Origin of the sequence: Mycobacterium sp. ITM-2016-00317 (genome assembly GCF_002968295.1) — a bacterium.
Lineage (GTDB): Bacteria > Actinomycetota > Actinomycetes > Mycobacteriales > Mycobacteriaceae > Mycobacterium.
Genome location: NZ_CP134399.1, coordinates 5707170 through 5732140 on the forward strand (window position 1 = coordinate 5707170; position 24971 = coordinate 5732140).

At 70.3% G+C, this 24971-nt stretch carries 23 protein-coding genes and 1 pseudogene; 10 read left to right on the forward strand and 14 right to left on the reverse strand.

Features of this window, described 5'->3' with window-relative positions; translation table 11 throughout:
* Nucleotides 1–43 precede the first annotated feature (43 nt).
* The 6 genes and pseudogenes from C6A87_RS27390 to C6A87_RS27415 all read right to left on the reverse strand — a co-directional run bounded on the left by C6A87_RS27390 (nt 44) and on the right by C6A87_RS27415 (nt 6600).
* Nucleotides 44–1330 (reverse strand): MFS transporter, encoded by a 1287-nt coding sequence (locus C6A87_RS27390; RefSeq protein ID WP_311115105.1) that lies wholly within the window; start codon nt 1328–1330, stop codon nt 44–46.
* A 77-nt stretch (nt 1331–1407) separates the two neighbouring features.
* The gene (locus tag C6A87_RS27395) at nt 1408–2202 is read right to left on the reverse strand and encodes a hypothetical protein (RefSeq protein ID WP_311115106.1); all 795 of its coding nucleotides are present in this window, start codon (nt 2200–2202) and stop codon (nt 1408–1410) included.
* 3 nt (nt 2203–2205) lie between these two features.
* A pseudogene (locus tag C6A87_RS27400) lies at nt 2206–4570 on the reverse strand (glycoside hydrolase family 65 protein).
* Nucleotides 4570–5280, reverse strand: coding sequence for a beta-phosphoglucomutase family hydrolase (locus tag C6A87_RS27405; protein ID WP_311115107.1), 711 nt, complete (start codon nt 5278–5280; stop codon nt 4570–4572). Before C6A87_RS27405 ends, C6A87_RS27400 begins: the two are co-directional and overlap by 1 nt.
* A 35-nt stretch (nt 5281–5315) precedes the next feature.
* The gene (locus tag C6A87_RS27410; protein WP_311115108.1) at nt 5316–6185 is read right to left on the reverse strand and encodes a rhomboid family intramembrane serine protease; all 870 of its coding nucleotides are present in this window, start codon (nt 6183–6185) and stop codon (nt 5316–5318) included.
* Between the two features lies 1 nt (nt 6186).
* The gene (locus tag C6A87_RS27415; protein ID WP_311115109.1) at nt 6187–6600 is read right to left on the reverse strand and encodes a VOC family protein; all 414 of its coding nucleotides are present in this window, start codon (nt 6598–6600) and stop codon (nt 6187–6189) included.
* A gap of 300 nt (nt 6601–6900) precedes the next feature.
* Here C6A87_RS27415 and C6A87_RS27420 point away from each other — a divergent pair, with 300 nt between their 5' ends.
* The 3 genes from C6A87_RS27420 to lipE all read left to right on the forward strand — a co-directional run bounded on the left by C6A87_RS27420 (nt 6901) and on the right by lipE (nt 8985).
* Entirely contained in the window at nt 6901–7311 is a 411-nt protein-coding gene (locus C6A87_RS27420) for a heme-binding protein (RefSeq protein ID WP_311115110.1), read from the forward strand.
* A gap of 64 nt (nt 7312–7375) precedes the next feature.
* Nucleotides 7376–7804: a hypothetical protein gene (locus C6A87_RS27425; protein WP_311115111.1), complete on the forward strand. Its 429-nt coding sequence runs from the start codon at nt 7376–7378 to the stop codon at nt 7802–7804.
* The gene (lipE, locus tag C6A87_RS27430; protein ID WP_396837132.1) at nt 7801–8985 is read left to right on the forward strand and encodes a lipase LipE; all 1185 of its coding nucleotides are present in this window, start codon (nt 7801–7803) and stop codon (nt 8983–8985) included. Before C6A87_RS27425 ends, lipE begins: the two co-directional genes overlap by 4 nt.
* On the opposite strand, the gene C6A87_RS27435 is transcribed toward lipE, so the two are convergent.
* Nucleotides 8957–9598, reverse strand: coding sequence for a TetR/AcrR family transcriptional regulator (locus C6A87_RS27435; protein WP_311115112.1), 642 nt, complete (start codon nt 9596–9598; stop codon nt 8957–8959). The two genes, lipE and C6A87_RS27435, sit on opposite strands and share 29 nt — an antisense overlap.
* 96 nt (nt 9599–9694) lie before the next feature.
* Here C6A87_RS27435 and C6A87_RS27440 point away from each other — a divergent pair, with 96 nt between their 5' ends.
* The 4 genes from C6A87_RS27440 to C6A87_RS27455 all read left to right on the forward strand — a co-directional run bounded on the left by C6A87_RS27440 (nt 9695) and on the right by C6A87_RS27455 (nt 13264).
* Complete coding sequence (locus tag C6A87_RS27440) at nt 9695–10678, forward strand: NADP-dependent oxidoreductase (RefSeq protein WP_311115113.1); 984 nt, start codon at nt 9695–9697, stop codon at nt 10676–10678.
* 54 nt (nt 10679–10732) lie between these two features.
* Entirely contained in the window at nt 10733–11536 is an 804-nt protein-coding gene (locus tag C6A87_RS27445) for a zinc-binding dehydrogenase (protein ID WP_311115114.1), read from the forward strand.
* Nucleotides 11537–11684: 148 nt separating this feature from the next.
* The gene (locus tag C6A87_RS27450; RefSeq protein WP_311115115.1) at nt 11685–12341 is read left to right on the forward strand and encodes a cysteine hydrolase; all 657 of its coding nucleotides are present in this window, start codon (nt 11685–11687) and stop codon (nt 12339–12341) included.
* A gap of 5 nt (nt 12342–12346) precedes the next feature.
* The gene (locus C6A87_RS27455) at nt 12347–13264 is read left to right on the forward strand and encodes an SDR family NAD(P)-dependent oxidoreductase (protein ID WP_311115116.1); all 918 of its coding nucleotides are present in this window, start codon (nt 12347–12349) and stop codon (nt 13262–13264) included.
* Here the strand turns inward: C6A87_RS27455 and C6A87_RS27460 are convergent.
* From C6A87_RS27460 to C6A87_RS27470, 3 genes are read right to left on the reverse strand one after another with little or no spacing between them, the layout of a single operon-like run.
* Entirely contained in the window at nt 13243–13665 is a 423-nt protein-coding gene (locus tag C6A87_RS27460; protein ID WP_311115117.1) for a PPOX class F420-dependent oxidoreductase, read from the reverse strand. The genes C6A87_RS27455 and C6A87_RS27460 overlap by 22 nt on opposite strands.
* Nucleotides 13662–14780: an FAD-dependent oxidoreductase gene (locus tag C6A87_RS27465; protein ID WP_311115118.1), complete on the reverse strand. Its 1119-nt coding sequence runs from the start codon at nt 14778–14780 to the stop codon at nt 13662–13664. Before C6A87_RS27465 ends, C6A87_RS27460 begins: the two co-directional genes overlap by 4 nt.
* Entirely contained in the window at nt 14777–15544 is a 768-nt protein-coding gene (locus C6A87_RS27470; protein ID WP_311115119.1) for a glutaminyl-peptide cyclotransferase, read from the reverse strand. Before C6A87_RS27470 ends, C6A87_RS27465 begins: the two co-directional genes overlap by 4 nt.
* Nucleotides 15545–15574: 30 nt before the next feature.
* Here C6A87_RS27470 and C6A87_RS27475 point away from each other — a divergent pair, with 30 nt between their 5' ends.
* Nucleotides 15575–16750, forward strand: coding sequence for a zinc-binding dehydrogenase (locus C6A87_RS27475; RefSeq protein ID WP_311115120.1), 1176 nt, complete (start codon nt 15575–15577; stop codon nt 16748–16750).
* Here the strand turns inward: C6A87_RS27475 and C6A87_RS27480 are convergent.
* Nucleotides 16725–17555, reverse strand: coding sequence for a helix-turn-helix transcriptional regulator (locus tag C6A87_RS27480; protein ID WP_311115121.1), 831 nt, complete (start codon nt 17553–17555; stop codon nt 16725–16727). The genes C6A87_RS27475 and C6A87_RS27480 overlap by 26 nt on opposite strands.
* 120 nt (nt 17556–17675) lie before the next feature.
* On the opposite strand from C6A87_RS27480, the gene C6A87_RS27485 reads away from it, so the two are divergent.
* A complete protein-coding gene (locus tag C6A87_RS27485; protein ID WP_311115122.1) occupies nt 17676–18395 on the forward strand; it encodes an SDR family oxidoreductase in 720 nt (239 codons plus the stop codon).
* Here C6A87_RS27485 and hrpA read toward each other — a convergent pair.
* From hrpA to C6A87_RS27500, 3 genes are read right to left on the reverse strand one after another with little or no spacing between them, the layout of a single operon-like run.
* Nucleotides 18370–22296 carry an ATP-dependent RNA helicase HrpA gene (hrpA, locus tag C6A87_RS27490; protein WP_311115123.1) on the reverse strand — a complete coding sequence of 1309 codons (3927 nt, stop codon included), beginning with the start codon at nt 22294–22296 and terminating at the stop codon, nt 18370–18372. The two genes, C6A87_RS27485 and hrpA, sit on opposite strands and share 26 nt — an antisense overlap.
* Nucleotides 22297–22320: 24 nt before the next feature.
* A complete protein-coding gene (locus C6A87_RS27495) occupies nt 22321–22716 on the reverse strand; it encodes a hypothetical protein (protein WP_311118103.1) in 396 nt (131 codons plus the stop codon).
* Nucleotides 22717–22769: 53 nt separating this feature from the next.
* Nucleotides 22770–23663, reverse strand: a complete 894-nt coding sequence (locus C6A87_RS27500) for a mycobacterial-type methylenetetrahydrofolate reductase (protein ID WP_311115124.1) — start codon at nt 23661–23663, stop codon at nt 22770–22772.
* 150 nt (nt 23664–23813) lie between these two features.
* Between C6A87_RS27500 and C6A87_RS27505 the strand changes: the two genes are divergently transcribed.
* The gene (locus tag C6A87_RS27505; RefSeq protein ID WP_311115125.1) at nt 23814–24968 is read left to right on the forward strand and encodes a hypothetical protein; all 1155 of its coding nucleotides are present in this window, start codon (nt 23814–23816) and stop codon (nt 24966–24968) included.
* Nucleotides 24969–24971 lie beyond the last annotated feature (3 nt).

Here is a 24971-nt window from a genome sequence, read left to right on the forward strand (position 1 = left end):
TGAAGCGTTGGTGGACAGCACATCCCAGCGGCGCGGCGCGGCATCATGACTGCACCGCCGGCACCTGCGTCAGTGCCCGGCCGGCCGACTCGCGCAGGGTCAGCACCGTGAGCAGGGACAAGACAGCCGCCGCCATCAGGTAGAAGGCCGGCGCGATCGGGTTCCCGGTGGAGGCGGTGAGCCAGGTGACGACGTAGGGCGTGGTGCCGCCGAACACCGCGACGCAGACGTTGTAGCCCACCGAGAATCCGCTGAACCGGATCCGGGTGGCGAACAGTTCGACGCCGGCCGACACCGCGCAGGAGATGTACACCGACTCGATGGCCGCCAGCAGGCAGTGTGCGGCGATGGCCGCGCCCGGCGACCCGGACGTCAGCAGCAGGAACAGCGGGTAGCCGAGCACCACGAACGCCACCGCGCCGCCGATGAGCAACGGGCGCCGCCCGATCCGGTCCGACAGCGCCGCCAACGGCAGGATCAGCACCAGCGCGACCAGGCAGGCCAGCGTGATCGACGTGAACGACAGCGACTTGGAGAAGCCCAGCGTCTTGATGAAGTACGTCGGCAGGAACGTGAACACCACGTAGTAGCCGATGTTGAACACGATGAACAGGCCGATCACTTGCAGGATCTGGCGCCAGGAGGAGCTGATCGCCTCCCGCAGCGGCGAATCCGCGGTCTTGTCGGCCTTGCTCAGCTCGGCGAACTGCGGGGTGTCGCCCAGCCGCAGGCGGATGTAGAGCCCCACCAGGCCCAGCGGCCCGGCGATCAGGAACGGGATACGCCAGCCGTAGCTCTCCATCGCCTCGGTGGGCAGCATCGCCTGCAACAGGGTCACCGTGACCGAGCCCAGCAGGAAGCCGAGCACCCCGGACCACGCCATGAAGGTGATCGTCAGACCGCGGCGGTCGTCCCGGGCGAACTCCGCCAGATACACCGCGCCGCCGCCGTATTCGCCGCCCGCCGAGAAGCCCTGCAGGCAGCGGAACAACAGGAGCAGCAGCGGCGCGGCGACCCCGATGCTGTCGTAGGTCGGCAGCAGGCCGATGCACAGCGTCGCCGCCGACATCAGCAGGATCACCACCGCCAGCACCTTCTGGCGGCCGATGCGGTCGCCGAGCGGGCCGAAGAAGAAACCGCCGAGCGGCCGCATGAAGAACGCCGCGGCGAAGATCGCGAACGTGTTGAGCAGCGCGGCGGTTTCGTTGCCCGCGGGGAAGAAGTGTGCGGCGATGAACGTGGCCAGGAACCCGTAGATCGCGAAGTCGAACCACTCGACGGCGTTTCCGATGGACGCACCGGCGACCACCCGGCGGATGTCGGTCTCCATGTCGAACCCCCGAAATTAAGCGTGGCGCTGAGCATTTCGCTTACCGCGTGCTCTCTCGACGCGGCGCTGGGGGCAACCTATCGCTTCGCCGCCTTCACCGCCTCGGCGGCCTGCCGACTGGCCTGTTTGCCTGCGGCATAGGCGTCCTCAGCCGCCTCCAGAGCCTGCTCGGCATCGGCCAGAGCCTGTTCGGCGTCGGCCAGCCGGCGCCGGGCGTCGTCGCGGCGCAGACGCGCCCTGGCCAGATCGGACTGCAACTCGCCTAACGCGGCGTCGGCCTCGGACCTGGCCCGTTCGGCAGCCGCCACAGCGGCCCGCGCCTCCCGCGACCTCTCCTTCGGCGGGGCCTGCTCGGCACGCGTCTTCTCCCGGGATCCGGACCCGCCGGACACCGCGGCGCTGAACCCGAAATCGCCGAAGCCGGACCACTGTTCGGCCTTGCTGAGCCGGCCGAGCCGTTCGGCGACCTCGGGATCGGCGATCGCGGCCTGCAGCGTCGACGTCACGTCCTCGCGCAGCGCGGCCGGCGGCGACGCGATGCCGGCCTGGCGCAGCGCGGTGCGGGCCAGGTCGTCGACGAGCCTGCGCTGTTCGGCGGTCAGTGCCCGGATCGTCGCGCCGTCCATCGCGGCGTGCGCCTCACGCAGCCGGGCGCCGAGGTCGGCCAGCGCCGATTTCGCCGTCCCACCCAGCACGAGCGCGTTGACCACGTAAGCGGCCGTCGTGGGCTTGCGGGCGGCGCCGATCCGGCGGGCCGCGTCGGCGTCACCGCTCTTCTTCGCCGCGGCGGCCAGCCTCTTGCGTACCTGCGTGAACTCCCCGGGCGCGACTGAGTAGAGCTCGTCGAGCGCGTCGTCCACCGGGGAGGACACCGGTCAGCCCTGCTGGTCCGTCGTGCGCCTACGCAACGGTTCACGACCCGGTGGCTGCGGAGGCGGGGGCAGCAGCGGAACCCGCGGCCGCACCGGCACCTCGGTCGGCTGCTCGGTGCTGAGCTCGAAGAGGCTCTCCGGCATGGCGGATCGTCAACGCGCCGTGCGGCCCGTCCCGCAGCGTGTAGGTGACCTTCTTGTGGTCGGCGGCGACCGTGACGCGAAAACCGCGCCAGCGCAACCGGAAACACAGCCGGGTGATCCCGTCGGGCAGGTGCGGGTCGAGCTCCAGCATCCCTTGGTCGTCGCGCAGTCCGCCGAACCCGGCGACCAGCGCCGTCCAGCTGCCGGCCAGCGAGGCCAGGTGCAGCCCGTCGCCGGTGTTGTTGTGCAGGTCGCGCAGGTCGATCAGCGCGGCCTCGTAGGCGTAGTCGTGTGCCAGTTGCATGTGGCCCACCTCGGCGCACATCACCGCCTGGGTGCACGCCGACAGCGACGAGTCCCTGGTGGTCCGGCGTTCGTAGTAGTCGACGTTGCGGGCCTTCTGCTCCGGGGTGAACGCGTGGCTCTGCCACTGCATCGCCAGCACCAGGTCGGCCTGCTTGATCACCTGCGCGGGATAGAGCCGCACGTACGGTTCATGCAGCAGCAGAGGGTATTGGGTGTTCGCGTGGAAGTCCCACTCCCGCAGCAGGGTGAATCCCTCGCACTGCGGATGCACGCCCAGTTCCTCGTCGTAGGGGATGTGCACGGCGGCGGCCGCGTCCCGCCACGACGCGGTCTCCTCGTTGTCGACGTCGAGTTCGACGGCGGCCTCCGGGCGGCGGGTGCACGCGTCGGCCGCGATGCGCAGGTTGGCCGCGGCCATCAGGTTGGTGAACACGTTGTCGCGCACGACAGCGGTGTACTCGTCGGGGCCGGTGACGCCGTCGATGCGCCACCGCCCGTAGCGGTCGTGGTGCCCCAGCGACATCCACAGCCGGGCGGTGTCGACGAGAACGGTGAGCCCGCACTCCTTTTCCAGCGTGTCGTCGCCGGTGACCACCCGGTACCGTTCGAACGCCATCGCGATGTCGGCGTTGATGTGGAATCCGGCGGTGCCCGCAGGCCAGTACGCGGAGCACTCCTCGCCCTGGATGGTGCGCCACGGGAAGCTCGCGCCCCGCAGGTCGAGCTCGTTGGCGCGATCCCGTGCCAGATCCAGTGTGGAGGCCCGCCAGCGCAGCGCGTCGGCGGCCGCCCGCGGGGCGGTGTAGGTCAGCACCGGAAGCACGAATCCCTCGGTGTCCCAGAACGCGTGGCCGTCGTAGCCGGTCCCGGTCAGTCCCTTGCCCGCGATCGCGCGCCGCTCGGCGCGGGCGCTGGCCTGCAGCACGTGGAACAGCCCGAACCGGACGGCCTGCTGGCAGTCCGCGTCGCCCTCGACCTCCACGTCGGCGGAGTCCCAGAATTCGTCGAGGTATTCGCGTTGGGACCGCAGCAGCCCGTCCCACCCGGTGTAGCGGGCTCCGGCGATGGCGGCGGCGACCTGGTCGCGCAGCGCCGGACGTGAGCGCAGGCTCGACCATCCGTAGGCCAGGTATTTCACCAGACGAAGCTGCTCACCGGCTTTCAGTGCGGTCACCACCGTGGTCCTGGCCCAGTCGTCGCCCGCGTCGCCGCTGACGTCCACCCGGCCGGGCCCCTCGATGACGTGGTCCATCGCCGCGGCCATCGTCAGTTCGCTGGACCGGGTGCGGTGGATCAGCATCGCGCCGCGCTCGCTGACCTCGTGCTGCATCGCCTCCAGCGGCCTGGTCAGCACCGCGGCGACCCGCGGATCGGCCGACGACGAGGGCTGGTCCTCGTTGGCGACCAACTCCGACTGCACCGTCAGCAGCACGTCGTCGACGGCCTCGACGGTGTACTCGATGGCGGCCAGGCTGCGCTGGGTCAGCGACACCAGCCGCGTGCTGCGCACCCGCACCCGGCTGCCTGCCGGGGTCGTCCAGTCCGCGGTCCGGGTCAGCGTGCCCGCACGCAGGTCGAGACTCCGGTCGTGGGAATGCAGTTGGCCGTACCGGACGTCGAACGGCTCGTCGTCGACCAGCAGCCTGATCAGCTTGCCGTTGGTGACGTCGACGATGCTCTGCCCGTCCTCGGGATAACCGAACCCCGCCTCCGCGTAGGGCAGCGGCCGGGTCTCGTAGAACCCGTTCAGGTAGGTGCCCGGCAGCCCGTGCGGCTCGCCCTCGTCGAGATTGCCGCGTAACCCGATGTGCCCGTTGGACAGCGCGAACAGCGACTCGGTCTGCGGCAGCAGATCGAGCCTCAGCTTCGTCTCCCGGACGCACCAGGGCTCGACGGGGAAGGCGTCGTCGGTGATCATCATGGTCGGAGCAGCTCCCCGAGGTCGGTGACGACGATATCGGCGCCGTTGTCCCGCAACGCTTCTGACTGGCCTGTCCGGTCCACACCGACCACCAGGCCGAATCCTCCCGCACGCCCGGCGGTCACTCCGGACAACGCGTCCTCGAACACCGCCGCCTCGGCCGGCGCGACGTCGAGCAGTTCTGCGGCACGCAGGAACGAATCCGGTGCCGGTTTACCCGGCAGGTTCTCCTCACCCAACGTGACGCCGTCGACCCGCGCCTCGACGTAGACGTCGAGGCCGGTCAGCGCGAGCACCTCGGCGGTGTTGGCGCTCGAGGAGACCACCGCGCGTCGCAGACCCGCGTCGGTGGCCGCCTGCAGATAGCGGCGCGAGCCCTCGAACACCGTGACGCCGTCGCGGTGCAGGCTGTCGTTGAACATCAGGTTCTTGCGCTCCCCCAACTCGACCACGGTCGCGTCGTCGGGGGTGAGCCCGCGACTGCCCAGAAACGAGCGGATCCCGTCCAGGCGCGGTTTTCCGTCGACGTATCGCTCGTAGTCCGCGCCGGCGTCGAACGGCACGAACGGCGTGTCGGGCGGGCCGGTGTCGCGCAGGTACTCGTCGAACATCGCCTTCCAGGCTCGGCGGTGCACGCTCGCGGTGTCGGTCAGCACGCCGTCGAGGTCGAACAGGCAGGCGCGGATGCTGTCAGGTAAGCCGAGCATCCACCACTCATACCCTGTTTCGGCTCCCGGCCCGGTCAGGCGAGCCCGAGCATCGTCCGCAACTCCGCGGTGCGCCACACCACCAGCCCGACGAACAGCACAAGCAGGCCGACCGCCGCGCCCGCCTGCACCAGGTTGCGCTGCTTCCGCGGGGCGTAGACGAACGCCGCGGCCACCACCGCACCGGTCACCAGCCCGCCGACGTGTCCCTGCCAGCTGATGTTCTGCGACGTGAACAACGGGATCAGGAAGGTGAACGCCAGGTTCAGCCCGATGATCGCCAGCACCGAGCGCACATCCATGTTCAGTTTGCGGCCCACCACGAAGGTCGCCCCGAACAGCCCGAACACCGCCCCGGACGCCCCGGCGGTCAGCGCGTTGAAGGTCAGCAGGTACACCAGCACCGAGCCGCCCAGCGCGCTGAGCAGATACAGCGCGACGAACCGCAGCCGGCCCAGCGCGTACTCCAGCGGCGGGCCCACGAAGTAGAGCGCCAGCATGTTGAACGCGATGTGGGTGACGCTGAAATGCAGGAACGCCGAGGTGACCAGCCGGTACAACTCGCCGTCGGCGGCGGCGGGCGGCCACAGCCCCAGCGCGCGTTCCAGGTTCGGCGAGGCCATCTGCAACGCGAACATCACCAGGTTGACCGCGATCAGCACGTAGGTCACCAGCGGCGTCGTCGACCGGGCCACTCTGGCGCCGACGGCGTTGGTGACGGGGCGCGCGGTCTGAGCGCCGGCCGAGACGCAATCGGCGCACTGGTGGCCCACCGCGGCGTCGTGCATGCACTCCGGGCAGATGTAGCGGTTGCAGCGGGTGCATCGGACGTAGGTCTGCCGGTCCGGGTGCCGGTAGCAGGTCGGGACCGCGGCCGGGGTGCCCGACGGGTACGGATAGGTCATGTCAGAGCGTCCCGAACAGCTCGAGGTGGTTGCCGTCGGGATCGGCGACGAACATCCAGCCCATCCCCGGCACGGGTGCGAACTCGGTGAGCGGCTCCACCACCTGGTAGTCGGAGGCCTCGAACGCGGCGGCGACCTCCCGCAGGCCGTTGACGCCGATCGTGAAGTAGCGCAGCCCCGCCTGGGCGCGGCCACCGCCCGGGGCGGCCGGGGCCGGCGGCGGTGAGGTGTAGGTGACGAGTTTGAGCACGCTGCCACCCAGCGAGTAGCGGCGCTGCGAGCCGCCGTCGAATTCGATCTCGCCCTGCGGCTCGAGCTCGAGGAACCCTTCGTAGAAGGCGACCATCGGCTCCGGGTCGGTGGTGACGAGGCCCACCTCGATGCCAGGCGTGAGCAGGTCCAGTTTCACGATCACCAACCTATCTCGCGTCCGAGCGGCACTTGCTCGATCACAATTCGGTGACGACACAGATCACGATCAGTTAAGCAATCGCGGCAAATTCTGAGAGGTTTCAGAGTTTACAAACGGATCCGGCCGGAATTCGGCCGCGAACGGCCCGGATTGAGGCCGATGTCACGCCCGCAGAATGTAACGTTCGGCCGGAGAACGCCGTGGGCCCAATGGATTACGTTTGACCACTTCAGATCTCGGTTACCTTGGATTTCAGGCGGGGGACGTAGTAACCGATCCAACATTCGAAGGACCCAATCAATCATGAAATTCACTGGAACCACCGTGCGCGCAAGCCGGCGCGCCCTGGCCGGCGTCGGGGCGGCATGTCTGTTCGGCGGCGTGGCCGCAGCAACCGTGACCGCACCGATGGCGGGCGCCCAGCCCGCCGAGTGCAACGCCAGTTCGCTCACCGGCACCGTGAGCTCGGTGACCGGCCAGGCGCGGCAGTACCTCGACGCCCACCCGGGCGCCAATCAGGCCGTGACCGCGGCGATGAACCAGCCGCGGCCCGAGGCCGAGGCCAACCTGCGGGGCTATTTCACCGCCAACCCGGCGGAGTACTACGACCTGCGGGGCATCCTCGCGCCGATCGGTGACGCGCAGCGCAACTGCAACATCACCGTGCTGCCCGTCGAACTGCAGACGGCCTACGACACGTTCATGGCCGGCTGATCATCGCGACCACGCTGCGGCGGCGGGTACTGCCCCGCCGCCGCAGCACTTAGACTGACTTCCTATGAGGCTGACGACGACGGTTGCGGTGGCTGCCGCAATGCTCGTGAGCTGGGGCGCGACCGCAGCGGTGGCCGGGGCCCAGCCCGCCGAGGAACCGAATACCGAGGGACCGAAGACCACGATCGACGCGAACGGTTCGTATGCCGTGGGCGCGGACATCCTGCCCGGGGTGTACCAGTCCGCGGGGCCGATCGACGACGGCGCGTGCTACTGGAAGCGCACCGCCGGGGACAAGATGGTCGACAACCGGCTGACCAAGAAGCCGACGTTCGTGCAGATCATGCCGACCGACACCACGTTCACCACCAGCGACTGCCAGGCCTGGCAGCTGACGAACGCGCCGATGCCCCCTGAGCCCGGCCCCGGCGAACTGCTCGGGCAGCTGACCCAGGCGATCGGCAGCGGCATGTTCTCCGGGGGCCCGCGCTGAGCGACGACCTGGCATCCGTCACCGCAGTCGGGGCCGAGGACCACACCGGCATCGACCCCGCCGCGATCGAACGGATCTGGGGCGCCGCCGTGCACTGGTACCGGACGGGCATGCAGCCCGCCATCCAGGTCTGCCTGCGCCGCGACGGCCGGGTGATCCTGGACCGGGCCATCGGCCACGCCTGGGACGACGTGCCGGTGCGCACCGACACCCCGTTCTGCGTGTACTCGGCGGCCAAGGCGATCACCACGACGGTGACCCACATGCTCGTCGAGCGGGGCGTGTTCTCGCTGGAGGACCGCGTGTGCGACTACCTGCCCACCTACACCAGCCACGGCAAGGACCGCACCACCATCCGCCACGTGCTGACCCACAGCGCGGGGATCCCGTTCGCGACCGGCCCGCGGCCCGACCTCAGACGCATGGACGACAGCGACTACACCCGCGAGATGCTGGGCCGGATGAAGCCGATCTACCCGCCGGGGCTGATCCACATCTACCACGGCGTCACGTGGGGCCCGCTGATGCGGGAGATCATCTCGGCGGCCACGGGCCGCAGCATCCGCGACATCCTGGCCGAGGAGATCCTCGACCCGCTCGGATTCCGGTGGACCAACTACGGCGTCGCCCCGGAGGACGTCGCGCTGGTCGCGCCCAGCCACGTCACCGGAAAGCCGCTGCCCGCGCCGATCGCCAAGGCGTTCAAGACCGCGGTGGGCGGCACCCCGCAGCAGATCATCCCGTTCTCGAACACGCCGCAGTTCCTCACCGGCGTCATCCCGTCCTCGAACACGGTGTCCAATGCCCACGAGCTGTCCCGCTTCGCCGAGATCCTCTGTCGTGGAGGCGAACTCGACGGCGTCCGGGTGCTCAAGCCGGAAACGCTGTACGCGGCCACCAGACCGGCCCGCCGGTTGCGGCCGGATCTGGCGACCGGGCTGGCGCCGATGCGGTGGGGCACCGGATACATGCTGGGGTCCAAGCGGTTCGGGCCGTTCGGCCGGGACGCGGCGGGGGCCTTCGGGCACACCGGCCTGACCGACATCGCGGTGTGGGCCGACCCGCAGCGGGCACTGTCGGTGGCCGTGGTCAGCAGCGGCAAGCCGGGAAGCCACCGCGAGGCCAAGCGCTACCCGCAGTTGCTCACCCGGATCAACGCCGAGATCCCGCGCGTGCCTTGACGTTCGAGTCCCTCAACGCGCGACGGATCTGAGGCTCGGTCGGGGCGGGCGGCACGCCGACACTCTCGTGGGCGGTCACGCCGGCCAGCCACAGCCCGACCAACCGGGCGCTGGAGCGCGGCGCGTCGTCGATGGTCCGGTGGATCAGCCCGGCGTTGGCGATCAGCAGCACCGCCAGGTCCACCGGAGACAGGTCGGCGCGGACCTCGCCGCTGTCCACGGCGCGCCGGAACACGGTGGCGATGGCGCCGTGGTGGCGCCGCCGCAGGTCCTCGACGTGTGCCGACATCGGCTGCAGCGACGCGAGCAGGTCCGCAAGGCCCCGGTTGGTGGCCTGCAACGCACCCGTGGCGGTGACGCAGTCGCGCAACGCGGCCACCGGGTCGTCGGCGCCCGCGGCCTGTTCGGCGATCGCGCAGTATCGCTCGAGTTGCCCTGCGTAGACCTCCGACAGCAGTTCCTCGCGGGTCGGGAAGTGCCGGTACAGCGTCGCGTTGCCGATCCCCGCCCTACGGGCGATCTCGTTGAGCGACACGTCGACACCCTGCTCGGCATACACCGCTTCCGCAGCGGCCAGGGCGGCAGCGCGGTTGCGCTGGGCATCGGCTCGCACACGACCTCCCTCCACCGCGGGAATAACCGGGGACATGTCCCCGTTTGATCCTACATTCGAGCAACCGGGGATGCGTCCCCGAATAGGAGGTCGGCGATGAAAGCCGTGGTGATCACCGAGTACGGCGGCCCGGAGGTACTTCAGCAGGCCGAGGTCGACGAACCCCACGCCGGACCGGGCGGGGTACGCATCAGGGTGCACGCGGCGACGGTCAACCCCGCCGACGTACTGCTGCGCATCGGGGACGTCGACGACGTACTGCGCGCCGGCCCGTTGACGCCGCCGTACCGCCCCGGCATGGAGGTCGCCGGGCTGATCGACGAGATCGGCGCCGACACCGACACCGAACTGGGCATCGGTGACCGCGTGATGGCGATCGTGATCCCGATCGAGGAGTCCGGCGGCGCCTACGCCGAATACGTCGTGGTCGACGCCGACCAGGTCGCCCTCGCACCCGCCGGAAGCAGTCACGCCGAGGCGGCCACGTTGCCGATGAACGGGCTGACCGCCCGCAGGGCACTCGACGTGCTGAATCTGTCGCCGGGCGACACGGTCGCCGTCACCGGCGCGGCCGGCGCGGTCGGCGGCTACGTGGTCCAGCTGGCCAAGGCCGACGGGCTGACCGTCATCGCCGACGCGTCCCCCGCAGACGAGGAACTCGTCGCCACCCTCGGCGCCGACCACATCGTCACGCGGGGACCCACTGTGGGAGAACGGATTCGCACGCTCTGCCCGGAAGGTGTCGCCGCTGTCGTGGACGCCGCGCTGCAGGGCGACGAGGTGTTACCCGCACTGCGTGACGACGGCCAGATCGCCATCGTGCGCCGCCCCGGCGAGCGCGGAACGTCGCCGCTGCACCCAGGACGCGGGATCGCGGTGCGCGACGTGTGGGTGCCCGACTACACCCACAGGACCGACAAACTCGACGGCCTCCGCGTGCTGGCCGAGCAGGGCACCATCACGCTGCGCGTCGCGCAGACGTTCCCGGCCGCCGACGCCGCCGCGGCGCACCGCGCCCTCGGCAAGGGCGGCACCCGTGGCCGTCTCGTCCTCACCTTCGACGCCGGAATGGCGGGATAGGCCGCACGCATCCCCGACGGGGACGACAATGCACACCGACGCCGAGGAGGCTTCATGCGCGCCGCAGTCCTGACCGCCTACAACTCGCCGCTGCGCGTCCGTGAGCTTCCCGACCCGGTGCCCGGACCCGGGGAAGTCCTGGTGCGTGTCATGGCCGGCGGTGTCAACCCGCTCGACATCAAGATCCGCCGCGGCGAGGCGGCGCACGCACAGATGGCTCCCCCCGCGGTGCTCGGTATCGACATGGCCGGCGTCGTGGAAGCGATAGGCGCCGGGGTCGACCGATTCCGGGTCGGTGACGAGGTGTTCGGCATGACCGGCGGCGGCGCGGGCGGCGTCGGATTCCTGGCCGTGCAACTCGCGATCGCCCGGGGTGCCCGGGTGTATGCCACCGGCAGCGCGTCGAGCCAGGAGATCATCGGCAGCACCGGAGCGACCCCGATCGACTACACGGCACGCACCGTCGACGACTACGTCGGCGCCCACACCGGCGACGAAGGATTCGACATCGTGGTCGACAACGTCGGCGGTGCCACCCTCGACGCGTCGTTCACCGCGGTCAAGCGCTACACCGGACATGTCGTCAGCGCGTTGGGCTGGGGCACTCACAGTTTGGCGCCGTTGTCGTTCCGGGGAGCCACCTATTCCGGCGTCTTCACGCTGATGCCACTGCTGAGCGGCCGTGACCGCGAACATCACGGACACATCGTCGCGCAGGCGGCCGCGCTGGCCGACAGCGGTCGGCTGGTGCCCCGACTACACCCCAGCACGTTCCCGCTCGACGCGGTCAACGACGCCCATGCGATTCGTCGAAACCGCTCCGCGACAGGCAAAGTGGTGGTGACCCCCGGTGCCTGACCTCATGTCTGCCCGCTCACGGGCGTACCTGCCAGCAGGTACGGCGCCACGGTGCCAGCAGTGACGACATCAATCGACGGTGCCGACATGATCGATGAGACACCGAACCATTGACACAGAGCCATGACCGCAGACGAGGGGCACTCCGATGACCTGGAACCGAAGCGACACCGCCGTCGTATTCATCGATCCGCAGAACGACGTCCTCAGTCCCACCGGGATCAATTGGGCGGCGACCGGCGCCAGCGTGACGGAGAACGACACCGTCGCGCACATGCTCGCGATCTTCGAGGCCGCCAGGGACGCGTCGTTCGGGATGTTCATCTCTCCGCACTACTTCTATCCCACCGACCACGGTTGGCTGTTCAACGGGGCGCTGGAAGCCGACGAGTTGCGCACCGGCACCTTCGACCGCCCGGGTCCGCTCAACCTGGACGGGCTGACCGGTTCAGGCGCTGATTGGCTGGAGGAGTTCAAGCCCTACATCGAAGATCCGGCGACGGTGGTCGTCAGCCCCCACAAGGTCTTCGGCTCGCAGACCAACGACCTTGTGCTGCAACTACGCAAGCGACGCATCAACAAGGTCCTGCTCGGCGGGATGCTGGCGAACATGTGCGTGGAATCGCACCTGCGCGATCTTCTGGAGCAGGGCTTCGAGGTCTACGTCATCCGCGACGCGGTCGCCGGACCGCGCCACCCCGAGTGGGGCGACGGCTACCAGGCTGCTCTGGTGAACTACAACTTCCTCGCCCACGGCGTGGTCCGCACCGACGAGGTCGTCGCCGCCATGCGTGCCTCGATATGACCGATATGCCGCAGTCCACAACCCCTTTCGGGTTCACCACCACCGCTGCAGAAGTGCTCGTCGATGTCGACCTTTCCGGCAAGCGCGCCGTCATCACCGGCGCGACGTCCGGCATCGGGGTGGAGACCGCACGCGCGCTGGCAGCTGCCGGCGCCGACGTCGTCCTCGCTGTCCGCCGGATCGACGCCGGGAATCAGACCGCGGCCCGGATCGCCGAAGCCACCGGCAATCCCGCCGTCACAGCTGCCCAACTCGACGTCGCCGACCTGAGTTCGGTCCGGGACTTCGTCTCCGCATTCGACGGCCGCCCGGTGCACATGCTGATCAACAACGCAGGCGTCATGGCGCTACCCGAGTTGTCGCGCACGCGGGAAGGCCGCGAGATGCAGTTCGCCACGAACTATCTCGGCCATTTCGCCCTCACCCTCGGATTGCGTCCCGCGCTCGCGGCGGCAGGCGGCGCACGGGTGGTGTCGGTCAGTTCCAGCGGACACCTGCTGTCGCCGGTGGTGTTCGACGACGTCGACTTCCGCTTCCGGCCGTACGACCCGTTGGCCGCATACGGCCAATCCAAGACCGCCGCCGCGCTGCTGGCCGTCGGCGTCACCGACCGCTGGCGCGACGACGGAATCGTCGCCAACGCCCTGAATCCCGGCGCGATCGCCACCGGATTGCAGAAGCACACCGGCGGTTTGAGCACGCCGGTGGAGCGCCGCAAGACGATCGAGCAGGGAGCCGCCACGTCCGTGCTGCTCGCCGCGTCACCACTGGTCGCCGGGATAGGCGGGCGCTACTTCGAGGACTGCAACGAATCAGCGGTCGTCACCGAGCGACCGGATGACTTCACCGGCGTCGCGCGCTACGCCCTCGATCACGACAATGCCGACCGGCTGTGGGAGGGTCAGCGCAGCTTCTCGCCGTAGACCCGCTCCACGGTCAATGCCATCAACACCCGGCGGTCGGACACCATCACCGAGCGGTACTCGTCCCAGTCGGGGTGTTCCCCTGCGGCCCGGCGGTAGTAGTCGACGAGTGCTTCGACCTCGGGGCCGTGCGCGTCGGTGCCGGGGCCCGTCAGTGTGACCGAGCCCTCCGCGGTGGCCCAGGCCCAGCCGTCGGCGCTGGTGACCTCGAGCGCGGCGCGCGGGTCGCGGCGCAGGTTGGCCGTCTTGGCCCGTCCCTCCGTCATCGACACGAAGATGACACCCGCGTCGCGGTCGTAGAACGGCGTCACCGGGGACAGCTGCGGCACACCGCTGGCCTTGATGGTGGCGAGCACGCCGAGCCGCGCCCCGGCCAGCAGCGCATGGGGATCGAAGGTCATGAGTTCTCCTGTCGCACACCACGGTAGATGCCCCAGCGCACGAACAGTGGCATCAGCACCCGATCGAACGTCCAGGCCGGGAACCGGAACGCCGTGCCGTTGGGCGCGAACACCTCCAGTCCGTCGGGCTGGATACCCAACACCGATCCCCAACGCCGCTTGGGCGCCCGGTAATCCCGCAGCGGCTTTCCGCCGAACGCGGCGCGGATGTTGCGGGCCAGCAGACCGTCCGCGCGGTTACGGGCCGAACTCCGCAGCGGGTCGGTGGCGGCGACGTCGCCCACCGCGAACACCTCGGGATGGCCAGGCACCCGCAGTTCGGGCGTGACGCGCACGAACCCGTGCTCGTCGAGCACGTCGGCAGGCAGCCACCCGGTGTTGGGCCGCACCCGCCCGATCGCCCACAACACCACGTCCGCGGACGCCGGCGGCTGCCCGGTGCTCCAGCGCACCGGTTCTCTGGTCAGCTCGTCGCCGGTGAAGCCCGGCGCCAACTCCGCCCGATGCCCGGGCCGCACCCGCACGCCGGCGTCGGTGAGTCGCCGCCGGACCTTCTCCCAGGTTCGTGGGTGATGGCCGATCAGGGCCCGGTCGCCGGGGAAGTAGAGCTCGACCTGCTTGTCCGGCCACGCGTTGGCGATCTGGACGGCACTGCTGACCGCCGCGGCGCCACCGCCGACGATCATGACCGACCTTGCAGCAGAAAGCTTTTCGTGCGGCATCCGTAGATCGTCGCCGATGTCGGTGGCACTCTGTAGCACCGGTCGGCGCCAGAACCCGTTGGCGACCCCGGTCGCGATGACCAGCACGTCGTAGGGGACCTCTGTGGAGGAACCGTCGGGAAGTTCGACGGTCACGGTCCGGGCGTCCAGGTCTGCCCCGGCGAGGGTGCCGTGCACGGTACGGACCCTGTCCAGTCCGCGGAACCGGCCGAACGGGATCCAGTTGTGCCGCGCCCAGTCGTCGGGCCGGGCCAGCCGCCAGCCCAGCTCCTGCCCGCTGACCAGCCCCGGCTTGGTCGAGATCCCCACCACGTCAGCATGTTTGGCCAGTTTGATCGCGGTCAGCACCCCCACGTCACCGAGACCGGCGACGACTACCCGCCTGCCGGTCATCCGGGAATCTGCACCCGGAAGGTCTTGGGCCAGTCCTTACCGGTGAGCAGGAACTGCGAATCCTCGACGTGGGCGATACCGTTGAGCACCTGCGCGCTGGGCGGTATGCCGCGCGACCGCAATCCGGTGGCGTTCACGACCAGGTCCACCGCCCCGCTCTCCGGGTCGATACGCACCAGGTTGTCCGACGGCCACACGTTGGCCCACACCTGGCCGTCCACGCACTCCAGCTCGTTGAGGCCGTTCAGTGCGCGGCCGTCACGGGTCACGTCGACTCCGCCGGTCTCGGTGAAGTCGGCCGCGTCGTGAAACCTCAGGCGGTTGCTGCCGTCGCTGCGGATCAGTCGTTCGCCGTCATAGCAGAGCCCCCACCCCTCCCCGTCGACGGGAACCTCGCGGACCGGCGACAGGCTGGCCATGTTCCAGACAACGGCGACACCGTCCTGGTAGGTCAGCTGCCAGATCTGGTTTCCGACCACGCTGATGCCCTCACCGAAGTAGTCGCCGGGCACGTCGACCGCGCGCGTCACCTCGCCGGTGCTCGGGTTCAGGGTGCGCAGCTGTGACTCACCGGCCAGTCCGGTGCCCTCGTAGAGGACGCCGCGGCTGATCTCGAAGCCCTGCGTGAAGGCCTCCGGGTCGTGCGGAATCTCCTCCAGCACGACGGGCTCGACGACCGGGGCGGCGGGCTCGGCGTGCGCGATCGGCGACACCGTGCCGACCGCCACGAGCGCGAGGGCGGCGCACATCTGCGACTTGGTCATATCGCCGTTCTACCGTGCGACGATGGCCGAATGAAAGCGGTCAGCTGTATCCACGGCACATTGGAGGTCGTCGACCTGCCCTCCCCGCGGCCGGGCGACGGGCAATTGGTGCTCGAAGTGCTGCGTTGCGGGATCTGCGGATCGGACCTGCACGCCAAGGATCACGCCGACGAACTCACCGAGGTGATGGCCGAGGGCGGCTATCACGACTTCATGCGCGGCGACACCCCGGTGGTGATGGGGCACGAGTTCAGCGGCATGGTCGCCGAGCGGGGCCGCAAGGCCGGCAAGGAGTTCAAGCCGGGCACCACGGTGGTGTCGTTCCCGCTGCAGCGCGCGGGCGGCGGCGTGCACCTGACCGGGCTGTCCCCGCTTGCACCCGGTGCGTACGCCGAGCAGGTGGTCACCGAGGCGGCGTTGACGTTCGTGGTGCCCAACGGGCTCGATCCGGCGATTGCCGCGCTCACCGAGCCGATGTCGATCGCGCTCCACGCCATCAACCGCAGCGAGATCACCCAGAAGGACGTCGCGATCGTGATCGGGTGCGGACCGGTGGGACTCGCGGTCATCTGCCACCTGAAGGCCCGCGGGGTGCGCACCATCGTCGCGAGCGACTTCTCCCCCGGGCGGCGCGCGCTGGCGACCCGCTGCGGGGCCGACATCGTCGTCGACCCCGCCGCAGAGTCCCCGTACGAGGCGGTGCCCGCCAAGCAACGCGGCTTCACCGAACTCCCCGCGCTCTTCGAGCTCGGTGTCGGGTCGATGGAGAAGTTGCGCAAGATCCCTGGGTGGTCGCACGTGTACCGGGTTGCCGACCGCCTCGGCGGCACGGCGCCCAAGCGGCCGGTGATCTTCGAGTGCGTCGGGGTGCCCGGCATGATCGACGGCGTCATCAGCGCGGCCCCGCTGGCCTCACGGGTCATCGTCGTCGGCGTGTGCATGGGCGAGGACAAGCTGCGGCCCGCGATGGCGATCGGCAAGGAGATCGACCTGCGCTTCGTGTTCGGCCAGACGCCGCTGGAGTTCCGCGACACGCTGCACATGCTCGCCGACGGCAAGCTCGACGCGTCACCGCTGGTCACCGGCACGGTGGGGCTCGGCGGTGTCGCCGCGGCGTTCGACGCGCTGGCCGATCCGGAGGCGCACGCCAAGATCCTGATCGACCCGGCCAGCCCGGCGGTCAGTCCGAAGGCTGTGCGGCACTAGCCGCCAGCGAGCCCAGCAGCGCCAACGCGTCGGCACTCGCCGAACCCGGCTCGGCGTGGTAGACCACGAGTTCCTGCCCCGGGCTGGACCGAACGTCGAAGGTCTGCATCCGCAGCGTCATCCGCCCGACCTGTGGGTGACAGAAGTTCTTGCTCTGCGCGGACTTTCGGCGTGCCTCCTGCTCGGTCCACAGCTCGGCGAACTCGGTGCTGGCCTGCAGCAGCTCGGTCAGCACCGCCCTGATGCGCGGGTCGTTGGGTGCCTGCCCGTAGCCGTGGCGGAAACCGGCCACGGCGTCCCGGGCCACTGCGGGCCAGTCCGGGTAGAACTCACGCGCGGCCGGGTCGGTGAACACCACGTGCATGATGTTGGCCGAATGGGTCCAGCCCGAGAACATCGCGTCGGCGATGGCGTTGGCGGCCAGCACGTCATAGGCCCGGCTGTACACCAGGGCCGGATTGTCCGGCCACATGCTCATCAGCTCGCGCAGGGCCGGATCCACCCGGGCGCTGACGGACCCGTAGGCCCGCGGGCTCAGCGCGGCGAGCCGGAACAGGTGCTGCCTGCCGTCCTCGGGCAGCCGCAACGCCGCTGCCAGCGAATCGACCACCTGCGGCGACGGCTTGCGCTCACGCCCCTGTTCCAGCCGGGTGTAGTAGTCGGCGCTCAACCCGGCCAGCATCGCGACCTCCTCGCGGCGCAGCCCACTGACCCGACGCTGCCCGATCTCCGGCAGGTCGACCTCGGCCGGGGTGACCTCGCCCCGCCGGGCCCGCAGATAGTCGCCCAGCTCGTTGTCCGCCATCTCCGCGATGGTAGTGAGTTGCGACGAATTCAGCCTGGGGCTGGTACTCCCAGGAACACCGCGTCCTAGCGCGCCACCGCGATCTGGCCGACCGTGGAGAAACCCCACGAAAGGACAGACATGACCGACCACAAGATCGTCCTGGTCACCGGCGCCAGCAGCGGGATCGGGCGGGCCATCGCCCTGCGGCTGGCCGCCGACGGCGCCACCGTGATCGCCGCGGCCAGGCGCACCGAACGACTGCGCGCACTGGCCGCCGACTCCGACGGCGTCATCGAGCCCTGCGAGCTGGACGTCACCGACCGCGCGGCGGTGCAGACCGCGGTCGACGACGTCGTCGCCCGGCACGGCCGGCTCGACGTGCTCGTCGCCAACGCCGGGGTGATGCCGCTGTCGCGGCTCAACGCCGGCCTGGTCGACGAATGGGACCAGATGATCGACGTGAACGTCCGCGGTCTGCTGCACGGGATCGCCGCGGCGTTACCGCAGTTCGGCCGGCAGCAGAGCGGGCACGTGGTCACCGTCGCGTCGATCGGCGCCCACGAGGTCGTGCCGACCGGGGCGGTGTACTGCGGCACCAAGTTCGCGGCATGGGCGATCACCGAGGGGCTGCGGCTGGAGTCACCGGAGTGGCTGCGCGTCACCACGATCTCGCCCGGCGTGGTGGAGAGCGAATTGTCCGACACCATCAGCGATCCGGTGGCCCGCGACGCGATGGCCGAGTACCGCCGCAGCGCGATCAGCCCGGACGCCGTTGCCGGCGCGGTGGCCTACGCGCTCGGCACCGAACCGGACGTCGACGTCAGCGAGATCGTCATCCGCCCGGCCCGGCAACGCTGACCGCGTCGATGGCGCGGTAGATCCGCTGCTCGCTGACCGGGCGTGCGGTGCCGAGCTGCTGCGCCCACAGGCTCACCCGCAGTTCCTCGATCATCCGCGCGATGTCGGCCACGTCGGGCGCCGCGGCGCGGGCCGGCGACAGCGCCCGGCGCAGCGCGTCGTACTCGGCCTGCACGGCGGCGACACGCTCCATCCGCTCCCGGTCGGCGACCGGCGCCTGCGGCAGCCGCTCCAGCCGGCGCACGATCGCGGTCAGATAGCGGGTCAGGTCGCCGAGCCGGGCGGCGCCGGTCGCGGCGACGAATCCCGGTGGCACGAGCCGCGCCAGCTGCGCGCGGATGTCGGCGACGGCGGCGGCCTGGGCCGCGGTCGGGGTGGCAGGCAGCGCGACCTCGACCTCGTGCAGCGCGGTCAGCACCTTCTCCACCCGGCGCACCACGTCGGCGGTGGTCTGGGCCAGGCCGGCGCTCAATCTCTTTCGCGCCGCGTCGAATGCACTCTTCGTCCAGACCGGTTCGGGCACCAGCACCTGCGCCGCGGCCGTCGCGCAGTCCTCAAGCAGCGCCTGCAGCGACCCGTCGGGATTGCTGCCCAGCATCAGCCGGGTCCGGGTGTCGAGCCCGCGCTCGACGTTCTTGGCCACCGACGGACCGGCGAGCAGCAGCAGCCGCCTGCTGCCGCGCGGCATCGCGGCGGCCTGCTCGGCCTCGGACGCGAAGACCCGGATGTCGACCGCGGACCCGGCGTCCACCAGCGCGGGATAGCCGCGCACGAGATAGCCTGCGGCGCTTTTACTCTCGACGACGCGGGGAAGTTCGTCGAGGTCCTGCGGCCAGTCCCGCAGCCCCTTGCGCTCCAGACCTCCCGCCACCGTGGCCGCGACGGCCTGCCGGGTGGGGGCGGCGAGCGTGCGCCGCAGCTCGCCGAGATCCTTACCGCGGGACACCACGGTGCCGTCGGGGGACTCGACCGCGAACGTGACCCGCAGGTGCGGCGGCAGCTTGTCCAGGTCGAATGCGTCGATGGGGACGAGAATGCCGGTGCGGCGGCGTAGTTCGCGCTGCACGGCGTCGAGCAGCGGCCCGCTGTCCGGGGTGATCGACGCCAGCAGCGCTCTGGCGGTGTCCGGTGCGGGCACGAAGTTGCGCCGCAGATCCTTGGGCAGCGACTTGATCAGCGCGGTGAGCAGCTCCTCGCGCAGCGCGGGCACCTGCCAGGCGAACTCGTCGCCGCCGAGCCGGGCGAGCACGTCGACCGGGACGTGCACGGTGACACCGTCGTCGGCCGAACCGGGCTCGTAGCGGTAGGTCAGCGGCAGCGACAGATCCCCGGCCTGCCAGGTGTCGGGCTGCTCGGTTCCGGCCTCGTCGCGCAGCAGGTCGTCGCGGCTCATCGTGAGCAGGTCGGGGGTCCGGTGCCGCTGCTTGCGCCACCAGCCGTCGAAGTGACGGGCCGACACCACGTCGGCGGGCACGCGTGCGTCGTAGAACGCGTAGATCTCGTCGTCGCCCACCAGCAGGTCGCGGCGCCGGGCCCGGTCCTCCAGTTCGGCGAGTTCCTCACGCAGCCTTGCATTGTCGCGGAAGAAGTGGTGCCGGGTCTGCCAATCCCCCTCGACCAGCGCATGCCGGATGAACAGCTCGCGCGCCACCTCGGGGTCCACCTGGGCGTAGCCGACGCGGCGGCGCGCCACCAACGGCAGCCCGTACAGGGTGACCCGCTCGTAGGCCATCACCGCGCCGCGCTCGGCGTCCCAGTGCGGCTCGCTGTAGCTGCGCTGCACCAGATGTCCGGCGACCCGCTCGACGGCCTCGGGCTCGATCCGGGCCGCGGTGCGGCCGAACAACCTGCTGGTCTCCACCAGGTCGGCGACCACCACCCAGCGCGGCGGCCGCTTGCTCAGCACCGAACCCGGGGCCAGCACGAAGCGGGCGTTGCGGGCGCCCTGGTAGGTGCGCCCGTCGGTGTCGCGCATCCCGATGTGCGACAGCAGGCCCGCGGTCAGCGCGGCGTGCACGGACGCGGCGTCGGCGGGCTCGTCCTGTTCCCGAATCCCGATGTCGCGGCAGATCCCGCGCAGCTGACCCACCAGGTCCTGCCACTCCCGGATTCGCAGGTAGTGCAGGAACTCGTCGCGGCACATCCGGCGAAAAGAGCTGCCGGAGCGTTCTTTCCGCTGGTCGGTCAGGTAGTTCCACAGGTTCAGGTAGGTGGTGAAGTCCGAGTGCTGGTCGGCGAACCGGGCGTGTTTCTGCCGGGCCGCCTCTTCCTTGTCGGCGGGCCGTTCCCGCGGGTCCGGGATCGACAGCGCCGCGGCCAGCACCAGCAGTTCGCGCACGCAGCCCTCGGCGTCGGCCTGCAGGATCATCCGGCCCAGCCGCGGGTCGACGGGGATCTGCGCCAACCTGCGTCCGACGTCGGTGAGCTCGGCCTGCTGATCGAACGCGCCGAGTTCCTGCAGCAGCGCCACGCCGTCGCGGACACTGCGCGCGTCGGGCGGGTCGAGGAACCCGAAACCCTCGATGTCGCCGAATCCGAGCGCGGCCATCTGCAGGATCACTGCGGCCAGGTTGGTGCGCAGGATCTCCGGATCGGTGTAGCGGGGCCGGGCTTCGAAGTCCTCCTCGGAGTACAGCCGGATGCACACACCGGGCGCGGTGCGACCCGACCGGCCCGCCCGCTGCGCCGCCGAGGCCTGCGAGATCGGTTCGATGGGCAGCCGCTGCACCTTGGTGCGCCGGCTGTAACGCGAGATCCGCGCGGTGCCGGGGTCGACGACGTACCGGATGCCCGGAACCGTCAGCGAGGTCTCGGCGACGTTGGTGGCCAACACGATCCGGCGCGCGGTGCGGCCGGGCTGGAACACCTTCTGCTGCTCGGCCGTCGGCAGCCGGGCATACAGCGGCAGCACCTCGGTGTGGCCCGGGTCGGTCACCGCCCGCAAAGCCTCTGCGGCGTCGCGGATCTCGCGTTCGCCGGACAGGAACACCAGCACGTCACCCGGCGGCTCGGCCTCCAGTTCGGCGACGGCGTCGATGATCGCCTCGACCGGGTCGCGCAGCTCGGTGCGTACCACCTCGTGGTCGGGGTCGTCGGGATCCTCGTCGTCCCCGGCCGCAACCGCGACCTCCAAAGGGCGGTAACGGATCTCGACCGGGTAGGTGCGGCCGCTGACCTCGACGATCGGCGCGTCGCCGAAGAACCGCGCGAAGCGTTCCGGTTCGATCGTCGCCGACGTGACGATGACCTTCAGGTCGGGCCGTTGCGGCAGCAGCTGCCGCAGATAGCCGAGCAGGAAGTCGATGTTGAGGCTGCGCTCGTGGGCTTCGTCGATGATCAGCGTGTCGTAGCGCAGCAGGCGGCGGTCGCGCTGCACCTCGGCGAGCAGGATGCCGTCGGTCATCAGCTTGACCAGTGTCCGGTCCGACGCCTGGTCGGTGAAGCGCACCGTGTACCCGACCGCATCGCCCAGCGGAGTGCCGAGTTCGTCGGCGATGCGCGACGCGACCGTGCGGGCCGCGAGCCGGCGCGGCTGCGTGTGCCCGATGGTGCCGCGGATCCCGCGGCCGAGCTCAAGGCAGATCTTGGGCAGCTGGGTGGTCTTGCCCGAGCCGGTCTCGCCGGCGACGATCACCACCTGGTTGGCGGCGATGGCCGCGGCGATGTCGTCGCGCCGTTCGCTGACCGGCAGATCGGGATAGCTGATCTGCGGTACGGCGGCCCGCCGGGTCGCCACCAGGGCCTCCCCCGCGGCGACCCGCTCAGCGATGCGGGCGAGTTGCTCGGACCCCGGATTGCGGAGCTGCCGCAGCCGCCGGCCCAGCCGCGCGGAATCGCTGAGCGTCAGGCCGTCGAGGCGCGCGCGCAGACCCCGCACATCGGTACCGGACGGTTCAGCCACTCGGCCACGATAGGCGGACGGCAGTCACCGGGGCACACGGGTTCGGACGTACAGGACCGTCGCTGCGAACAGGATCTCGGCGCCGGCGATCGTGGTGGCCAGCTGCATCGCCACCGCCATGTCCGCGGCTCCCGCGGCTCCCGCCGCTCCCGCCGGGCCCGCGGCACCGTGCCGGTGACCCGCCCACGGCAGGTGCGCGGCAATCATCGCGATGTTCATGACCGCAACGAACAACCAGCTCCGCACGGAGTCGAACCGCCACAGGTGGTAGGCGCAATACAGACACACGACAGCCATTACGGCCGTGAGGACTGTCGGCGACGACACGTGCAGGACGGCCGACAACGTGGCCAGCACCGCCCCGGTGCCGCGGATTCCGGCCCGCACCAGCCGGGTGCGCGCCGGGTGCCGGGGGTCCATGCTCAAGTAGACCCCGCGGGCGGGGAAATCTCATCCCGGCGGATGCGGACCCGTCAGGGTTTGTCCGGGGACCAGTACGCCAGCATCTCGGCCAGCGTCTCGAACGCGGCGGTGTTGACGCCGTAGGTCGCCTCGTAGTGCACGCTCAACGGGAAACCGAGGTCGGCCACGCCGTCGATGACGCGCTTGTACAGGTCCACCATCAGCCGGCGGCGGCCGTCGGGGTCGGTCTCGGACAGGGTCCGGACGAACTCCTGCTCGCGTTCGACGGCCGCATTGCCGGGATCCTGGATCAGCCAGTTGATCAGCCCGACCCGGCTCTCCACCTTCGGCACGAACCCGAACGACAGCAGGATCTCGGGGCGGTGGTCGGTCGTCGCGGCGAACTCCTTCAGGAAGCCGACGATGGCGTCCGAGTAGAGCAGCTGCGTCATGCCGTAGGTGGCGCCGCGGTCGCATTTGAAGTTGAAGCGGCCGTGCTCGCCCTCACGCGTCGGGATCAGGATGACGCCGCGGTTCTCGACGACCTTGTCGAAGATCGACAGCGCGTCGGTCGGCGCCACCCCCGTGCCTTCGCCGTCGTTGAGGGTGCGGGGCACCCCGACGAACGCGATGCCCTCGAACCCGCTGGCCCCGAGCACGGCGAGCCGCTCGGCCAGTTGGGCCTCGTCCATGAACGCGGTGACCTGGGTGCACAGCCCCTTGATGCCGGGCAGTTCCGGCCTGATCATGTTCCAGAAGTCGAGGACGTCGAGCTTGGGCTTCATCTCGACGGGACGGTCGCCGTCCTCCTCGATCATCCCCGGGATCATCACGTGCCGGATCCGGCAGGCCAGCCCCGCCTCGGCCGAACACCGCACGACCTTCTCGGCGTCCTCCATGGCCTGCTCGCGGCCCCGGTCCACGTTGGGCGGCACGAGTTCCACAGCGATGGTGTTCAAGCTCACAGCGTTGCTCCGCATCTGACGACAAATTCACCCCCGCGCTCGGCCGACGTCTTCGTCGAGGCCGCGCGCTCCCCCCACAACCGAGAAAAATCACCATACCTGGGGGGCCGCCGCCTGCTCCGGTGAGCTTTCATGGGGTGTAGACCGCCTATGAAGAAGCCTCAGAGAAATCCCCGCCCCCGCCCTGTCCTTGTCGCCGCGCTGAGCGTTCTCGCGTTGCTGACCGGCTGCACCGGCCTGGAGACCTCTCCCGAGACCACGACCGCCACGCCGTCCAGCTCGCGGTCCCCGTTCGAGCCGACGACGACGAGCCCGGCGCCCGCGCCGACCGGCCCGCTGCTGGCCTACCGGGCCGGCGACGAGCTCGGCGTGGTCGACGGCACCACCGTCACCGCCACCGCGCCCGGCACGTTCGCGCCGTCCAACGACCTGATCACCACCGAGGACGGCCGGTTCGTGTTCTCCCGGACCGCCGACGGCCGGCTGGTCACCCTCGAGGTCGCCACCGGCACGGCCGCCACCCGGGAGGTTTCCGTCGGACCCACCCTGGGCACCGCCGGGGGCAGCACGATCCTGTGGTGGGAGCAACCGAACCGGTTGATGCGGTTGGACCTGGCCGACCCGGCGTCGCAGCCGGTGCTGCACCAGGTCGTCGAGTTGCCGCCGGTGGCCGGCGTGCGCCCCGGCGAACCGCGGCTGGTGGTGGCCCGCGGCGGCACCGCGGTCGTGGCGCGGGTGGAGGCGCCGCCGTCGCCGTTCGGCGGACCGGACACCCTGTACGCGGTCCGCGGCCCCGGTGCGCCGGCGTCGCTGGGCCAGGCCGACGCGAACAGCCCCGTCACGGTGGCCCGGCTCAGCCCCGACGGCGCGTCCCTGGCCTACGCGCTGTACCGCAGCACCGACAGCTCCTGCGGCACCGCGGCGATCGTCACCTCGGACGCCGACGGGACCCAGCAGACCTACGACGTGGCCGGTCCCGACCTCGACGCCGGCTCGCGGGTCACCAAGCTGTGGTGGCCGCCGACGGGTGCGCCGAAGCTCAGCCTGACCACGTGGCAGTGCGGGGAACCGCAGACCTACCCGCCGGTGGTCTGGCAGGTGACCGACGACCGCATCGCGCAGGGCGACCCGCCGACCTCCGCGTTACAGTCCGCCGAGGTGGCGCCCGGGCAGCGCGCGTTGATCCTGTCCCACACCGGCACCCCCGGCGATCCGGTCGGCACGCTGGTGTTCGAGGAGAGTTCGCGGCGGTTCTCGATCAAGGACGACGTCGACGCGATAGCCGTGATCGCGCCGCCTCCGTAGTCT

Excerpts from the sequence above, each read along its gene's own strand:
- C6A87_RS27390 (WP_311115105.1), bottom strand. The coding sequence starts at position 1,330 with ATGGAGACCGACATCCGCCGGGTGGTCGCCGGTGCGTCCATCGGAAAC.
- C6A87_RS27405 (WP_311115107.1), bottom strand. The coding sequence starts at position 5,280 with ATGCTCGGCTTACCTGACAGCATCCGCGCCTGCCTGTTCGACCTCGAC.
- C6A87_RS27410 (WP_311115108.1), bottom strand. The coding sequence starts at position 6,185 with ATGACCTATCCGTACCCGTCGGGCACCCCGGCCGCGGTCCCGACCTGC.
- C6A87_RS27420 (WP_311115110.1), top strand. The coding sequence starts at position 6,901 with ATGAAATTCACTGGAACCACCGTGCGCGCAAGCCGGCGCGCCCTGGCC.
- C6A87_RS27425 (WP_311115111.1), top strand. The coding sequence starts at position 7,376 with ATGAGGCTGACGACGACGGTTGCGGTGGCTGCCGCAATGCTCGTGAGC.
- C6A87_RS27440 (WP_311115113.1), top strand. The coding sequence starts at position 9,695 with ATGAAAGCCGTGGTGATCACCGAGTACGGCGGCCCGGAGGTACTTCAG.
- C6A87_RS27445 (WP_311115114.1), top strand. The coding sequence starts at position 10,733 with ATGCGCGCCGCAGTCCTGACCGCCTACAACTCGCCGCTGCGCGTCCGT.
- C6A87_RS27450 (WP_311115115.1), top strand. The coding sequence starts at position 11,685 with ATGACCTGGAACCGAAGCGACACCGCCGTCGTATTCATCGATCCGCAG.
- C6A87_RS27455 (WP_311115116.1), top strand. The coding sequence starts at position 12,347 with ATGCCGCAGTCCACAACCCCTTTCGGGTTCACCACCACCGCTGCAGAA.
- C6A87_RS27460 (WP_311115117.1), bottom strand. The coding sequence starts at position 13,665 with ATGACCTTCGATCCCCATGCGCTGCTGGCCGGGGCGCGGCTCGGCGTG.
- C6A87_RS27465 (WP_311115118.1), bottom strand. The coding sequence starts at position 14,780 with ATGACCGGCAGGCGGGTAGTCGTCGCCGGTCTCGGTGACGTGGGGGTG.
- C6A87_RS27470 (WP_311115119.1), bottom strand. The coding sequence starts at position 15,544 with ATGACCAAGTCGCAGATGTGCGCCGCCCTCGCGCTCGTGGCGGTCGGC.
- C6A87_RS27475 (WP_311115120.1), top strand. The coding sequence starts at position 15,575 with ATGAAAGCGGTCAGCTGTATCCACGGCACATTGGAGGTCGTCGACCTG.
- C6A87_RS27480 (WP_311115121.1), bottom strand. The coding sequence starts at position 17,555 with ATGGCGGACAACGAGCTGGGCGACTATCTGCGGGCCCGGCGGGGCGAG.
- C6A87_RS27485 (WP_311115122.1), top strand. The coding sequence starts at position 17,676 with ATGACCGACCACAAGATCGTCCTGGTCACCGGCGCCAGCAGCGGGATC.
- C6A87_RS27495 (WP_311118103.1), bottom strand. The coding sequence starts at position 22,716 with ATGGACCCCCGGCACCCGGCGCGCACCCGGCTGGTGCGGGCCGGAATC.
- C6A87_RS27505 (WP_311115125.1), top strand. The coding sequence starts at position 23,814 with ATGAAGAAGCCTCAGAGAAATCCCCGCCCCCGCCCTGTCCTTGTCGCC.